The 14,401-nt window shown below is 68.2% G+C and carries 15 protein-coding genes and 1 tRNA gene; 8 read left to right on the plus strand and 8 right to left on the minus strand.

Annotation, left to right across the window (positions count from 1 at the left end; all coding sequences use genetic code 11):
• The 4 genes from P409_RS11300 to P409_RS11315 form a co-directional block, all read left to right on the plus strand.
• Positions 1 to 447: HAD family hydrolase (locus tag P409_RS11300; RefSeq protein ID WP_034835633.1), on the plus strand; the 447-nt coding region annotated here is incomplete at its 5' end.
• A 57-nt stretch (positions 448 to 504) separates the two neighbouring features.
• Positions 505 to 1,353, plus strand: coding sequence for an amidohydrolase family protein (locus P409_RS11305; RefSeq protein ID WP_034835638.1), 849 nt, complete (start codon positions 505 to 507; stop codon positions 1,351 to 1,353).
• 33 nt (positions 1,354 to 1,386) lie between these two features.
• Positions 1,387 to 2,412 carry an aldo/keto reductase gene (locus P409_RS11310; protein WP_034835643.1) on the plus strand — a complete coding sequence of 342 codons (1,026 nt, stop codon included), beginning with the start codon at positions 1,387 to 1,389 and terminating at the stop codon, positions 2,410 to 2,412.
• Positions 2,413 to 2,476: 64 nt separating this feature from the next.
• Positions 2,477 to 3,064, plus strand: coding sequence for a DUF1989 domain-containing protein (locus tag P409_RS11315; RefSeq protein ID WP_034835646.1), 588 nt, complete (start codon positions 2,477 to 2,479; stop codon positions 3,062 to 3,064).
• 6 nt (positions 3,065 to 3,070) lie between these two features.
• On the opposite strand, the gene radC is transcribed toward P409_RS11315, so the two are convergent.
• Positions 3,071 to 3,772 carry a RadC family protein gene (radC, locus tag P409_RS11320; RefSeq protein WP_034835649.1) on the minus strand — a complete coding sequence of 234 codons (702 nt, stop codon included), beginning with the start codon at positions 3,770 to 3,772 and terminating at the stop codon, positions 3,071 to 3,073.
• A gap of 11 nt (positions 3,773 to 3,783) precedes the next feature.
• Positions 3,784 to 4,593 carry a type I methionyl aminopeptidase gene (gene map, locus P409_RS11325; RefSeq protein ID WP_034835673.1) on the minus strand — a complete coding sequence of 270 codons (810 nt, stop codon included), beginning with the start codon at positions 4,591 to 4,593 and terminating at the stop codon, positions 3,784 to 3,786.
• Positions 4,594 to 4,817: 224 nt separating this feature from the next.
• Between map and P409_RS11330 the strand changes: the two genes are divergently transcribed.
• The 3 genes from P409_RS11330 (at position 4,818) to P409_RS11340 (ending at position 6,881) form a co-directional block, all read left to right on the plus strand.
• A complete protein-coding gene (locus P409_RS11330; protein ID WP_238578653.1) occupies positions 4,818 to 5,732 on the plus strand; it encodes an SDR family oxidoreductase in 915 nt (304 codons plus the stop codon).
• Positions 5,733 to 5,800: 68 nt separating this feature from the next.
• A complete protein-coding gene (locus P409_RS11335; RefSeq protein ID WP_034835653.1) occupies positions 5,801 to 6,565 on the plus strand; it encodes a competence/damage-inducible protein A in 765 nt (254 codons plus the stop codon).
• Between the two features lie 231 nt (positions 6,566 to 6,796).
• A tRNA-Leu gene (locus P409_RS11340) sits at positions 6,797 to 6,881 on the plus strand.
• 301 nt (positions 6,882 to 7,182) lie between these two features.
• Here P409_RS11340 and P409_RS11345 read toward each other — a convergent pair.
• The 4 genes from P409_RS11345 to P409_RS11360 form a co-directional block, all read right to left on the minus strand.
• On the minus strand, positions 7,183 to 7,959 hold the full coding sequence (locus P409_RS11345; RefSeq protein WP_034835658.1) for a hypothetical protein: 777 nt from the start codon (positions 7,957 to 7,959) through the stop codon (positions 7,183 to 7,185).
• A gap of 130 nt (positions 7,960 to 8,089) precedes the next feature.
• Entirely contained in the window at positions 8,090 to 8,971 is an 882-nt protein-coding gene (locus tag P409_RS11350; RefSeq protein WP_202964635.1) for a carbohydrate ABC transporter permease, read from the minus strand.
• Positions 8,968 to 9,879, minus strand: a complete 912-nt coding sequence (locus P409_RS11355) for a carbohydrate ABC transporter permease (RefSeq protein ID WP_202964636.1) — start codon at positions 9,877 to 9,879, stop codon at positions 8,968 to 8,970. The genes P409_RS11350 and P409_RS11355 overlap by 4 nt, the downstream gene beginning before the upstream one ends.
• A 22-nt stretch (positions 9,880 to 9,901) precedes the next feature.
• On the minus strand, positions 9,902 to 11,257 hold the full coding sequence (locus tag P409_RS11360; RefSeq protein WP_052120406.1) for an ABC transporter substrate-binding protein: 1,356 nt from the start codon (positions 11,255 to 11,257) through the stop codon (positions 9,902 to 9,904).
• A 218-nt stretch (positions 11,258 to 11,475) separates the two neighbouring features.
• On the opposite strand from P409_RS11360, the gene P409_RS11365 reads away from it, so the two are divergent.
• Positions 11,476 to 12,234, plus strand: coding sequence for a sugar phosphate isomerase/epimerase family protein (locus P409_RS11365; protein ID WP_034835661.1), 759 nt, complete (start codon positions 11,476 to 11,478; stop codon positions 12,232 to 12,234).
• Here P409_RS11365 and P409_RS11370 read toward each other — a convergent pair.
• Together P409_RS11370 and P409_RS11375 are read right to left on the minus strand one after the other, a co-directional pair.
• Positions 12,207 to 12,566 carry a hypothetical protein gene (locus P409_RS11370; protein WP_034835665.1) on the minus strand — a complete coding sequence of 120 codons (360 nt, stop codon included), beginning with the start codon at positions 12,564 to 12,566 and terminating at the stop codon, positions 12,207 to 12,209. The two genes, P409_RS11365 and P409_RS11370, sit on opposite strands and share 28 nt — an antisense overlap.
• 179 nt (positions 12,567 to 12,745) lie before the next feature.
• Complete coding sequence (locus P409_RS11375) at positions 12,746 to 14,077, minus strand: LLM class flavin-dependent oxidoreductase (protein ID WP_034835669.1); 1,332 nt, start codon at positions 14,075 to 14,077, stop codon at positions 12,746 to 12,748.
• Between the last annotated feature and the right edge of the window lie 324 nt (positions 14,078 to 14,401).

Raw genomic sequence — 14,401 nt, forward strand, 5'->3', positions numbered from 1 at the left:
GACCGCATCTTCCAGGGCGCCACCAGCACGGCGATCCGGCCGACCGTGGCCGACCCGGCCGGGCTATTCCGGCGGTTGCGCGGCCGCGGGCTCAAGCTGGGCGTCGCCTCCAGCGACGGCGAGGTGGCGATCCGCGCCACGCTGGCGATGTTCGGCCTGCTCGATCTGGTCGATTTCATCGCCGGATATGACAGCGGCCACGGCCACAAGCCGAACCCCGGCATGGTCTACGGCTTCTGCGACGCCGCCGGCCTGGCGCCGGGCGCGGTGCTGATGGTCGGCGACAACCGGCACGACATGGCGATGGGCCGCGCCGCCGGCTGCGGTCTGTGCGTCGGCGTGCTCAGCGGCACCGGAACCGTCGAGACCCTGGCCGGCCTGGCCGATCTCTGCCTGCCCGATATCGGCGGGCTGGAGGACCTTCTCGGCGCAGCGCAACGGGCCTGATGGCATCGCCCGCCTTTTAGACTAAAGTCGCGAAAAACCCATTCGTGGAGGCCTCACGTGCCCGGTTTTCCGATCGTGGACAGCCACGTCCATATTTATGATCCAGCCATATTGTCCTATCCGTGGATGGACCAGGCGCCGCCCCTGAAGTCGCGCCACCTGCCGGATGTCTACGACCGGCAGCGCGACGGCGTGGCGGTCGAGAGCTATGTCTTCGTCGAGGTCGATGTCGCCCCGGCGCAGCGGGTGGAGGAGGCGCGCTGGGTCGGCGCGCTGGCCGACCCTCGGCTCGGCGCCCTCGTCGCCTCGGCGGCGATCGAGGACGGCCAGGCGGTGCGGACCGAACTGGACGCGCTGCACGCCGCCACGCCGAAGCTGCGCGGCATCCGCCGGCTGATCCAGGGCGAGGCGGTAGATTTCTGCATCCGGCCCGGCTTCGTCGAGGGCGTGCGGCTCCTGTCCGAATACGACCTGTCCTTCGACCTGTGCATCTTCCACCCGCAGTTCGAGAGCGCGATCGAGCTGGTGCGGCGCTGCCCGGAGATCCGCTTCGTCCTCGACCATATCGGCAAGCCGGGCATCCGCGACGGGCTGGACCAGCCCTGGCGCGACCACATGCGGGCGCTGGCGGCGCTGCCCAATGTCTGGTGCAAGCTGTCGGGCGTCGTCACCGAAGCCGATCATGGGGGCTGGACCCGGGAGCAGATCGAGCCGTACATATGTCATACGATTGACTGCTTCGGCTTCGACCGCACCATGTTCGGCAGCGACTGGCCCGTCTGCGAGCTGGCCTCCAGCTATCGCCGCTGGGTCGAGACGCTGGACGCCATCCTCTCGGACGCGTCGGAGGCGCAGCTGCGGCAGCTCTATCGCGACACTGCCATCGCCTTCTACCGGCTCGGCTGAGCCCAAGACGCTTCAGGAGAGGACCGCCCGCCCATGGACCCGATCGCGACCCGTCCGCTCGGCAAGAGCGGCGTTCCCGTCACCCAGCTCGGCTTCGGCGGGGCGCCGCTCGGCGACTTCTACCAGAAGCTGCCGGACGGGCAGGCGACCCAGACCATGGCGCGGGCGCTGGAGCTCGGCGTCACCCTGGTCGACACCTCGCCGCTCTATGGCTACGGCCTGTCTGAGCACCGCTTCGGCCAGGTGCTGCGGCAGCGGCCGCGCGACTCCTATGTGCTGTCCACCAAGGTCGGCCGGGTGTTCGAGGCGCCGAAGCGCGGCAAGGCCGTGGACCATGGCGGCTGGGCCGGCGGGCTCGAATTCGACCCGGTGTTCGACTACAGCTATGACGGTGCCATGCGCGCCTTCGAGCAGAGCCTGATGCGCCTGGGCATCCCCCATGTCGACATCCTGCTGATCCACGATGTCGACATCTGGACCCACGGCTCGCGCCCGGCCTATGAGCAGCGGCTGCAGGAGGCGCTGGCCGGCGCCTACAAGGCGCTGCTGAAGCTGCGCGAGGAAGGCGTGGTCAAGGCGATCGGCGTCGGCGTCAACGAGGTCGAATCCTGCATGCGCTTCGCCGAGGGCGGCGATTTCGACTGCTTCCTGCTGGCCGGCCGCTACACCCTGCTGGAGCAGACCGCGCTCGACGACTTCCTGCCGCTGTGCCAGCGCCGCGACATCGGCATCATGCTGGGCGGGCCGTACAATTCCGGCATCCTGGCCACCGGTGCCGTGCCGGGCGCCAAGTACAACTACAAGGACGCGCCGCCGGAGATCCTGGAGCGGGTCAGCCGGATCGAAGCGGTGTGCCGGCGCCACGGTGTCGCCCTGCCGGCCGCGGCGATCCAGTTCCCGCTGGCCCATCCGGTGGTCGCCTCGATGATCCCCGGGGCAGTGAAGCCGGAGGAGGTCGAGCGCAACCACGCCCTGATCGCCACGCCGATCCCGGCCGAGTTCTGGGCCGAGCTGAAGCGTGAGGGGCTGGTGCGGGAGGACGCGCCCGTTCCGGCGTAAGGCCGACTCCCTGCGCACCCGGCCGTCCCGGTGGTAGGCTGGGGAGTAAGCAAAGGAGGCAGGAATGGCGGAGCAGGTGGTTCCCGCGGCCAGCGGCGTCGGGCTGCGGCTGAGGCGTGGCGAGCGGCTGCGGATCATCGACCCGGTGGGCGGGCAGACGGGCGACCTCCTGGCCTATGCCGCGGATGGCAGCGAACGCCTGTCGAACGGCCGCAGCTTCGACTATGGCGGCAGGATCTATCTCTCGACCGGCGACGTGCTGTGGTCCGATCGCAGCAACCCGATGCTGACCATCGTCGCAGACGAGGTCGGCCGGCACGATTTCCTCTACGCGCCCTGCAGCCTCGAGATGTATCGCATCCAATACGGGGTGAAGGACCATCACCCGAACTGCCATGACAATCTGCGCACCGCGCTGCAGCGCCTGGGGATCGAGCCGGGTCCCCTGCCGACCGCATTCAATTTCTTCATGAATGTCGAGGTTGCGGCGGACGGGCGGCTGGTGATCGTACCGCCCCGGTCCCGCGCCGGCGACGCGATCGTGTTGCGCGCCGAGATGGACCTCGCCGTCGCGATCTCGTCCTGCCCGGCCTCGACCTGCAATGCCGGCGCCCCGCCGCGGCCGCTGGCCTTCGAGATTCTTGCGGACTGACGCGGCTCATATCAGCCCCAGACTGCGGAAGCTGGAATGGCCCTTGCGACCGACGATGACGTGGTCGTGCAGGGCGACGCCGACCGTCTCCAGCGCCCGCGCCACCGCCTTGGTCATCTCGATGTCCGCGCGGGACGGGGTGGGGTCGCCTGAAGGATGATTGTGTACTAAAATCAAAGCACTAGCGCCCAGCTCCAGCGCCCGCCGCGCCACCTCGCGCGGATAGACCGGCGCCTGGTCGACCGTGCCCTGGGCCGCGGTGTCGTCGGCCAGGAGCGCGTTCTTGCGGTCAAGATACAGGAGCCGCACCTGCTCGGTGCCGCCGAACTTCATGGCGACGCCGAGATAGTCCAAGAGCGCCTGCCAGGACCCGATCACCGGCCGGTCGACCACCTGCTCCTTCAGCATCCGCTCGGCCGCCGCCTGCACCACCTTCAGCAGGGCGACGCTGATGTCGCTCAGGCCGCCGCGCTGGGCCAGCTGCGCCGGACTGGCGGCCAGCACCGCGCCCAGGCTGCCGAAGGTGGCGATCAGCTGCTTGGCCAGGGGCTTGGTGTCGCGCCGCGGGATCGCCGCGAACAGCAGCAGCTCCAGGATCTCGTAATCCGCCAGGGCGGCGGCGCCGGCGGTCAGGAAACGCTGCCGCAACCGGTCGCGATGGCCGGTATAGCTGGGAACCGGGTCCGTCGCCTCCGGCGCTTCGGTCACGGCGCCCCCGACTACGAAGCCGGATAGGGCGGCTGGGTGTGGCCGGCGGGGGAGAGGGTGAAGATCTCCACCCCGTCCCTGGTGACGCCGACCGTGTGCTCGAACTGGGCCGACAGGCTGCGGTCGCGGGTCACCGCGGTCCAGCCGTCGGACAGGATCTTCACCGCCCAGTGGCCGGCATTGATCATCGGCTCGATGGTGAAGATCATGCCCTCGCGCAGCACGAGGCCGTCGCCACGCCGGCCGTAATGCAGGATGCTGGGCGGGGCGTGGAACACCTTGCCGACGCCATGGCCGCAGAAGTCGCGCACCACCGAGAAGCGGTGGCCCTCGGCATAGCTCTGGATGGCGTGGCCGATATCGCCCAGCGTGGCGCCGGGCTTCACCGCGGCGATGCCGCGCATCATCGACTCGTAGGTCACCTCGATCAGCCGCTTGGCCTTCACCGCCAGCTTGTCGCCGGCGACGTACATGCGGCTCGAATCCCCGTACCAGCCGTCCAGGATTGGGGTGACGTCGATGTTCAGGATGTCGCCATTCTCCAACTTCCGGTCGCCCGGGATGCCGTGGCAGACGACATGGTTCAGCGAGATGCAGCTCGACTTCGGATAGCCGCGATAGCCCAGCGTCGCCGGGACCGCGCCATGGTCGCGCATGAAACCGTCGCACAGCCGGTCCAGCTCGTCGGTGGTGATGCCGGGCTGCACATGGGGGGCGATGAAGTCGAGGGTCTCGGCCGCAAGCCGGCCGGCACGCCGCATCGCCGCGAAATCGGCCTCGCCATGCAGGGGGATATGGCCTTCGCGGGTCTGGGGTTCCACCTCGGTCACGCTTTCCGTCCTGTCTCGCATCGACACTAGCCTATAGCACCGCCGCCGCGCGGTCGCCACCCGGCGGGATATGGGGGCGACTCGGCCGGGCGCCGAGGGCCGGCATCGCAGAAGAGGCATGCAGAGGGTGTCGGGTGCGTGCGGGGGAGGGGGCGGCTTGACTCTGGTTTATAAGTGAATGATCATTTATGAATCATGTAGCGATGGAGGATCGGATGCCGTTGCCGCTGGACGGAAAGGTCGCCCTGGTCGCGGGCGCGACCCGCGGATGCGGTCGGGGGATCGCGGTCGAACTCGGGGCGGCCGGCGCCGTCGTCTACGTCACCGGCCGCAGCATTCGCGGCCAGCCCTCGGAGTACCGGCGGCCGGAGACGATCGAGGAGACGGCGGAACTGGTCTCGGCCGCGGGCGGCCGCGGCATCGCGGTGCAGGTCGACCATCTGGTGCCGGAGCAGGTGGAGCGCCTGGTCGCCCGCATCCGGGCGGAGCAGGGGCGGCTCGACATCCTGGTCAACGACCTGTGGGGCGGCGAGACGCTGTTCGAGTGGAACAAACCGGTGTGGGAGCACGACCTGCAGAACGGCCTGCGCCTGCTGCAGCTCGGCGTGCACAGCCATCTGATCACCGCACACTACGCCCTGCCGCTGCTGATCGAACGGCCGGGCGGGCTGCTGGTCGAGATCACCGACGGCACCGCGGAGTACAACGCCGACCATTACCGGCTGTCGCCCTTCTACGACCTCGCCAAGGTGTCGGTGAACCGGATGGGCTGGAGCCACGCCAAGGACCTGGCGCCGCACGGCGCCACCGCGGTGTCGCTGACGCCGGGCTGGATGCGGTCGGAGATGATGCTGGACGCCTATCAGGTGACCGAGGCCAACTGGCGCGACGCCACGAAGACCCAGCCGCATTTCATCATCTCGGAGACGCCGCGCTTCACCGGCCGCGCCGTGGCGGCGCTGGCGGCGGACCCGGAGCGGGCGCGCTGGAATGGCCAGTCCCTGTCCAGCGGCCAGTTGGCGCGGGTCTACGGCTTCACCGATCTCGATGGATCGCAGCCTGACGCCTGGCGGTACATCGTCGAGGTGCAGGATGCCGGCAAGCCGGCCGACGCCAACGGTTACCGCTAGCGTTTTCCGCCTGTCTCGCCGCCTGTCCAGGCGATAGCATCGCCCTGACTTCAGCCTGGGACGGGACCATGACCGACACGCGCATCGTGACCGCCGCCGTTCTGGTGATCGGCGACGAGATCCTCTCCGGCCGCACCAAGGACGCCAATATGGGCTTCCTGGCCGAGCGGCTGACCGGTCTCGGCATCCGCCTGCGCGAGGCGCGGGTGGTGCCGGACGTGCCGGAGGAGATCATCGCCGCGGTCAATGCGCTGCGGGCGCGCTACGACTACGTCTTCACCACCGGCGGCATCGGGCCGACGCATGACGACATCACCGCCGAATGCGTCGCCCGGGCCTTCGGCGTGCCCCTGCTGCGGCATGCGGAGGCGGTGCGGCGGCTGGAGGCGCATTACGAGCCCGGCCAGCTGAACGAGGCGCGGCTGCGCATGGCGAACGTTCCGGAGGGCGGCACGCTGATCGACAACCCGGTCAGCGCCGCGCCGGGCTTCCGCATCGGCAATGTCCATGTCATGGCCGGGGTGCCGCGGATCATGCAGGCGATGTTCGACGGCATCGCCCCGACACTGGCCGGCGGCGACATGGTGCTCAGCCGCACCGTGACCTGCGACCTGGGCGAGGGGGTGATCGCCGCCGGCCTCGGCGCCATCGCCGCCGAGTATCCGGAACTGTCGGTCGGCAGCTACCCGTATTTCCGGGCCGGGACGTTCGGCACCAGCCTGGTGCTGCGCGGCACCGACGCCGCCAGGCTGTCCGCGGCCACCGAGGCGGTGCGGGTCCTGGTGGTCTCGCTCGGCGGCACCGTCGGCCTCGATTCCGAGAAGAGCGAGTAGGCCAGCCCGATCAGCAGCGCAATGCCGAGCCAGGCGGCGAGGTAGAGCAGGCCGCGCCCGCCCCAGCCGCCGCGCAGCGCGGCCGGCGCCACCAGGATCAGCGCGGCCACCAGCCAGGCCAGGTGGATCCATTGGAAATCGCTCATGCCCGGACAATGGGGGCCGGTCCGCCCGCCGGCAAGCTGCATTCGGCTTGCGCGGCGGCCGGGACCGGGCGATAGAGGCCGTCATGCGGACGTGGTGGAACCGGTAGACACAGCAGACTTAAAATCTGCGTCCCTCGGGAGTGCGGGTTCGAGTCCCGCCGTCCGCACCAATGCCTGGAAAATGCCTGAGATCCGACAGGCTGCGGTCTACCCGTCCCGCTTGATCGTCAGGGGCCAACAGGCATCGATCAGCGCGAGGATGATGAGCAGGCCGATGACCCCGGCGACCATGGCCCACCATCCGAACACGAAAAGAAACAAGGCCGCTGGAAGGCCAACGGTTCCGACAGCCGTGAAGGCCCAATCGGACCCCGCTCGCCGCGTGTGCACCGTTCCGCAGGCGGCGCATGCATCGCTTTTCCTGTCGACCGCGCGCTGTCCGCAGCTCCGGCATCGCCGCCTGTACATCCGTCACCTATTGAGCAGCGGGAAGTCGGATGCCCATTCGTAGAGCTCCCGCAGGAAATCTCCGACCTCGTCCGCGACGACAAGTGGGTCGAGCAATGCCTGATCATCTCCAGAGGCCGCGATGCTTTCCAGGGGAACGCTCAACCTCTCTCCCGTGAGGGCGCCTGATACGATGTGCTCGAGCCCTCTGAGGCCATCATTGATGAGCAGGACGGCTGATCCGTAACTCGCCATCGTGAAGTTCGACACCAGGATCAGCGAGCCGAGCAGGAGCTTGCCCGGCGTTGAAACTCTCCCTTCCGGCGCGGCGCCGGCAAGCCGGCGGAACGGGCTGCGCTCGGCGACGGCGCCGCGCAGCAGGGCTCTCGACACCAGCGTGGAGCCGGCCATCCGTCCAACCACCGAGGCCGGCTTCGTCGAGATGATGTGATAGACGACCTTCTTCACGATCTGGGTGGTCAGCCCGATATCCTGCATCGCCTGAAAGCATATGAATGAGAGCGTATGGTTGATGATGTCGGCCCGTTGCCGTTGTTCACGGCCATAGAAACCATACTGCATCCATTGAATCGTGACGGCGGCCTGCATCGCCGCGAAATAGCCGGCGAAGCCGTCGATCGCCTGCCCCATCAGGGCCCCAGCCTGACGGGCCTCGGTCTTGGAGAAGAGCGGATCGATCGCGGCCAGGGTACCCAGGTAGCCCGGAGCCCCGTAGGAGGAGAGGAAGAGCCGCTGTCCCTCCGATTGGATCGCGATTTGACGCGCAGTCCGCTCTCCCACGACTCCCTCCGGCGCGTTTCCTGGCCTCGATGGGACTAACGTCTCCAGAAGGATGGCGAAGTTCAACCCTCTTTGCGGAGGATCCGGAATCGGCCGACCCATGCCGGGGGCACCGGGCGGCCGAAAGGGCTCAGGCCTTCACGCCGCCGCTCGCCAGGCCGCCCTGCCACCAGCGCTGCATGAACAGGAAGGCGGCGATCACCGGCAGCACGCTGACCAGGGCGCCGGCCATGACGATGCTGAACAGCACCGTGCCGCCGCTGCCCGAGGTGGCCGAGGCGTACCATTGCGACAGGCCGACGGTGATCGGGAAATACTCCGAGGAGCTGAGCATCACCAGCGGCAGGAAGTAGTTGTTCCAGGTCGAAACGAAGGCCAGGATCAGCACCGTGGCGAAGCCCGGCATCAGCAGGCGGAAGGCGATCCGGCCGAAGATGTGCAGTTCGCCCGCGCCGTCGACGCGGCCGGCCTCGATCAGCTCGTTCGACACGGCGTCCTCGATGTAGACGCACATCAGGAACACGCCGGGCGGGAACACCATCGACGGCAGGATGATCGCGATCGGCGTGTTCACCAGCCCGATCTTCGACAGCATCAGGAACAGCGGTACTGACAGCGCCGTCTGCGGGATCATCACCGCCCCCAACACCAGGGCGAAGAACAGCCGCTTGCCCCGGAATTGGTACTTGGCGAAGGCATAGCCGGCGCAGGTGGCCAGGAGCGCGGCGCCGAGGCCGGAGATGGCGGCGTAGAGGAAGGTGTTCAGCAGCCAGCGGGCGAAGGCGCCGTCCTGATAGGTGAACAGGCCCTGCAGGTTGTCCCACAGATGGAAGTCGCCGGCGAACCAAAGGCCGAACGTGCCGAACAGGTCGGCATTGCTCTTGGTCGCCGAGACGATGACATAGAGCAGCGGGATGAAGGTGTAGACGAAGTAGACGCCCAGCACCGCGGTCAGCAACCAGCGCTGCCGCCGGAAGGCGGCGGAGCGGACGGTGCGCGCCGCGATCGTCACCGCCGGCCCCTGCGGTTGGTCAGCAGCATGAAGCCATAGGACGCCACCGCCACCACCGCCCCCAGCAGGAAGGAGATCGCCGCCGAGTAGTTGTACTGCTGCGAGACGAAGGCCTGGGTGTAGGCATAGTAGTTCGGCGTGTAGTGGCTGTTGATCTGGCTCGGCGCCAGGTTGCGGAACAGGTAGGGCTCGGTGAACAGCTGCAGCGTGCCGATGATCGAGAAGATCACGGTGACGATGATGGTGGGCACGATCAGCGGCAGCTTGATCCGCAGCGAATGCTGCAGCGCCGTGGCGCCGTCGATCGCCGATGCCTCCTCCAGGTCCCGCGGGACCGATTGCAGGGCGGCATAGTAGATGATCATGTTGTAGCCCATGTACTCCCACACCGCGATGTTGGCGAGCGAGGGGAGCAGGCCGCCGCCGGACAGGAAGTCGATCCTGCCGAACCCCATGGCCTCGGACATCTGGCTGAACGGGCCGAAGGCCGGGCCGTAGAGATAGCCCCACAGCAGCGCGGCGATCACCCCCGGCACCGCATAGGGGATGAAGAAGGCGACGCGGAAGAAGCCGCGGGCGAGGGCCAGGCCGCTGTCCAGGATCAGCGCGAAGGCCAGCGCCAGCCCCAGCATCACCGGCATCTGCATGAAGCCGAACTGGAACAAGAGGCCGACGCCGTCCCAGAAGTTCTTGTCGTGGATGGCGCGAATGTAGTTGTCGAGCCCGACGAAGCGGGCGCCGCCGACCAGCGTCTCCCGGAACAGGCTCATCTGGAAGGCATAGAGCAGCGGCGCGATCAGGAAGCCGGCGAACAGCAGCAGGAACGGCGCCAGGAAGACATAGGGCGCCAGCTTGCGGCCGATCAGGATCCGGGCATGGCCCCGGGTACCGGCGGACGTCGCCGTCACGGCGCGCCCGCCGGCCCCGAGCTCAGAGGACGGTGAAGCCCTGGTCGTTGGCATAGGCCACGACGGTGTCCTGCACCCGGTCGAAGGCCTGGGCCAGGGTGCCGTTGCCGGCAATGGCGGCGGCCATCTCGTCCTGAAGCTGCTGGTTCACATAGTCCTGGAACGGCGCGAATTCGAAGCTCGGGTCGACCTGGTTCTCCGAGACCGCGAAGATCTCATTGACCTTCTGGCCGCCGTAGAAGTCGTAGCCGTGGCCCATCAGCTCCTTGTCGTCGATCAGGTCCTTCAGCACAGGGAACAGGAACTGCTTGGTGTTCCACAGCTTCGACGCCTCGGGGTCGGCGCCCATGAACTGGCAGAACAGCGCCGCCTCCTTCGGGTGCTGCGAGGCGGTGAAGGCCGCGAAGGTCGACCCGCCCCAGTTCGAGGTGATCTTGCCGCCCTTCTGCCATTGCGGCATCGGCGCCGCCCGCCACTGGCCGAAGCTCTTCTTCATCGACTGCTGCATCAGCACCGGCGCCCAGGCCGCGGTGACCCAGGAGGCATAGGTGCCGGCGTCCAGCCCAGCGAACCATTCGGTGGTCCACATCGGCTTGACGTCGACCGCCTTGGCGTCGATCAGCTTCTGCCAGTAGGCGGCCCAGTTCTTGGCGATGTCGTCGTTGATCGCGATCTTCAGGCTGGTGCCGTCCAGGTGGAACGGCCGCCAGCCGGCCTGCCACAGCACGGCGCAGACCCAGCCGGCGTCGGAGGCGCCGAAATCGCACATGAAGGTGCCGGGCGCCTTCTCCTTCAGCTTGATCGCCTGCTCGGCATAGTCGTCCCAGGTCTCGGGCACCGACAGGCCGTTCTTGTCGAACACGTCGGCGCGATACAGCAGGCCCATCGGCCCGCTGTCCCAGGGCACGGCATAGATCTTGCCGCCGTCGGTCACCGACTTCCAGGTCCAGTCGATGAATTTCGGGCCGACCTCGCCGACGCCCTGAGGCGCCAGGTCGGCCAGCACGCCCAGCTGCTTGAAGCTGGCGATCGAGTTGAATTCCATCTGCGCCACGTCCGGCAGGCCGCTACCGGCCTTGATCGCGTTGCGCAGCTTGACGTAGTGCGGCGGGCCCTGGCCGACATTCTCGAGCTTGACCGAGATGCCGGGATACTTCTTCTGGAACAGGTCGACCTGGGTCTGGGTGTCGGGCGTCCAGGCCCAGAACAGCAGCTCGACCTTGTCCTGCGCCCGCGCCGTGGCCGGCAGACCGGCCACGGCAGGCGCCACCAGCGCGCCGGCCGTGCCCTGCAGGAAGCGGCGCCGACCGATCGTCAGCGCCGCGTCGAGCGTCGGTCCCATGGCGAAACCCGGTTTGGTCCCGGTCGTCTCCGACATTTCGTTTCCTCCCTGGGGTGTTCGTCTCTGATCTCGCAAAGCGAGTCGGCAATTCCTTGCAACAATCAGAACATGGGAAGCCGCTTCGCTGTCAATGCGGCACCGGACGGGCGGCGGTTTGTCCAGGAGGGCGGACATGGGCAACCCGATCCGGCTGGCCGGGCAGGGGGCGCCGTGCCTAACCTGTCCGCCGATGTCCCCGAAGCCGGACGGCCGCGATGCTCCCGATCTCCTTCCAGCTCTACTCCGCCCGGTTCTTCCCGCCGCTGGAAGCCCAGCTCGACTGGCTCAAGCAATGCGGCTACGACGCGGTCGAGCCCTGGCTGCCGGCCTACGAGGCCGATGTGCAGACATTCCGCCGGCAGATCGACGCCGCCGGCCTGGCCTGCTCCGGCTTCCACATGCCGCTGGCCGGGCTGGTGAACGAGCCGCAGCGATTCTTCGACTATGCCCATGCCATGGGCACCGACACGCTGATCCCGCCCTACCTGACCCTGGCGGAGCGCAGCATCACCGCCGATGGCTGGCGCCGGGTCGGCGCGCAGCTGGCGGAGGGGGCGGCGAAGGCGAAGGCCGAAGGGCTGAAGGTCGCCTGGCACAATCACGACTTCGAGTACCGGCGGCTGGAGGATGGCAACCGGCCGATCGACCTGCTGCTGGAGGCGGCGGGGCCGGGCGTCGATTTCGAGATCGACATCGGCTGGGTCACTCGCGGCTGGGCCGATCCGGCGCAGGAGCTGGCGCGCTATGCCGACCGCATCACCGCGATCCAGCTGAAGGACACGGCCCGCGCCGGCACCGCCGCCGACGAGGGCTGGACCGCCACCGGCGACGGCATCATCGACTGGCCGTCCCTGGTCCCGCTGTTCGCGACCACCCGCGCCGCCGTGCTGGTGGTCGAGCACGACAACCCGGCCGATTGGAAAACCTTCGCGGCGCGGTCGATCGCCTATATCCGCAAGCTGGTGGGAGAGTAGGAGGCCGTTTGGCTCGACAGGAGGCCTTCGGGAAGGTCGAGCCGCATCAGAAGAACGAAGCTGGCCTCGCGAGCTTGCGCGAGCGCGTCCTCATGCCGCCCTGTCCCCAACTGTGCCGCGGCCAGCCTGGCAAGCTCCGTCGTGCTTTTTGCCTGCAGTTCATCATAGGCCGGGTGCTCGGGATGACAGGCAAAGACGACACGATTCAGCAACTCGCCATCCTCAGCCAGGATCTGGACGTCGATGGCATGGCCCCATGGCCGGTCGGCCCGGACGAACCGGCAACGGCGGTTCGCCCCAGCGATGGCGTAGCTGAAATCGTCCTGCTGCATCTGCGCCCCCGCCGGGTCTCTCTCGAAGACGGCACACTATACCATCAACCCGGCATATTGCTCCGTCATGGCGAGCCCCGAAGGGGCGTGGCCATCCAGGGATCGAGCCGCTGGATGGCCACGCCGGCTCGCCATGATGACGAAGGAACGAAGAGGACGATCTTCACGGCTGATTGGTGTCACCCGGCCGGGAAGAACCGGTTCCCCGGCCGCGGCAGGCCGAGATGGTCGCGCAAGGTCGTGCCCTCGTATTCCGTGCGGAAGATGCCGCGGCGCTGCAGCTCCGGCACCACCCGGTCGACGAAGTCGTCGAGGCCGCCGGGCAGGTAGGGGAACATCACGTTGAACCCATCCGAGCCCTCGCCGTCGAGCCAGGCCTGCATCTCGTCGGCGATCGTCGCCGGGGTGCCGACGAAGGCCAAGCCGGCATAGCCGCCCAGGCGCTGGGCCAGCTGGCGCACGGTCAGCCCCTCGCGCTCCGCCAGCTCCAGCACCCGCTCGCGGCCGGTCTTGCTGGCATTGGTCTCCGGGATCGGCGGCAGCCTGGCGTCCGGGTCGAAGCCGGAGGCGTCGGTGCCCAGCGCGATCGACAGCGAAGCGATGGCGCTCTCGTAGTGCACCAGACTGTCCAGCCTGGCGCGCTTGGCCCGCGCCTCCTCCACCGTGTCGCCGACCACGACGAAGGCGCCGGGCAGGATCTTCAGATGGTTCCGGTCGCGGCCGGCCTTCTCCGCCCGGGCCTTCACATCGGCGTAGAAGCGCTGGCCGTCGGCGAGGGTGGAGCCGGAGGCGAACACCACCTCCGCCGTCTCCGCCGCCAGCTGCCGCCCGGCGTCGGAGGCGCCGGCCTGCACGATCACCGGCCAGCCCTGCGGCGGCCGGGCGATGTTCAGCGGCCCGCGCACCGACAGGTTCGGCCCCTTGTGGTTCAGCACATGAAGCTTCGCCGGGTCGAAATAGAGGCCGGCCTCGACATCGCGGATGAAGGCGTCGTCGGCCCAGCTGTCCCACAGCCCGGTGACGACGTCGTAGAACTCGCGGGCGCGGCCGTAGCGCTCGTCATGCTCCATATGCTCCTCGAGCCCGAAGTTCAGCGCCGCGTCGGGGTTCGAGGTGGTGACGATGTTCCAGCCGGCCCGGCCGCCGCTGAGATGGTCCAGCGAGGCGAAGCGCCGGGCGATGTGGTAGGGCGCGTCGAAGGTGGTCGAGGCGGTGGCGACCAAGCCGATGCGCTCGGTGGCGCCGGCCAGGGCCGACAGCAGGGTGAAGGGCTCGAACGAGGTCACCGTGTGGCTGCGCTTCAGCGCCTCCACCGGCATGTTCAGCACGGCCAGGTGGTCGGCCATGAAGAAGGCGTCGAACTTGCCGCGCTCCAGCGTCCGGGCGGCGCGCTTGAGCAAGGGGAAGTTGAAGTTGGCGTCCGGGACGGCGCCGGGATAGCGCCAGGCGCCGGTGTGGATGCTGGCCGGGCGCATGAAGGCGCCGAGATGCAGCTGGCGGTCGCGACTCAAGGATCACCTCTCGCCCGGTGCGGGCGGGTTGCGGGCATGTCCTCGGCGGCGCGACGCCATTCTGGCCGGCCAGGGCGATCCGCGCAACAGGGTGGCGATGTCCCTGGGGGATCTCATCTCGTTGCAAACACATTGTTTTCTTGTATTAATTTGCATTCCTGTTCATGATGTGTTCTATGGAATGCGCGCAGACCGATCCGATGCCGGACAGCCCGGCCGCTCCCCAGGGGGAGCGGGCGGCGGATCTGTGCGTGCTGGCGGAGCTGGTCGAGATCCAGATGTCGATCGCCCGGGCGACGCAGCAGGAGGCGCTGCAGGCGCCGG

It is taken from the genome of Inquilinus limosus MP06, assembly GCF_000767795.1.
GTDB lineage: Bacteria > Pseudomonadota > Alphaproteobacteria > DSM-16000 > Inquilinaceae > Inquilinus > Inquilinus limosus_E.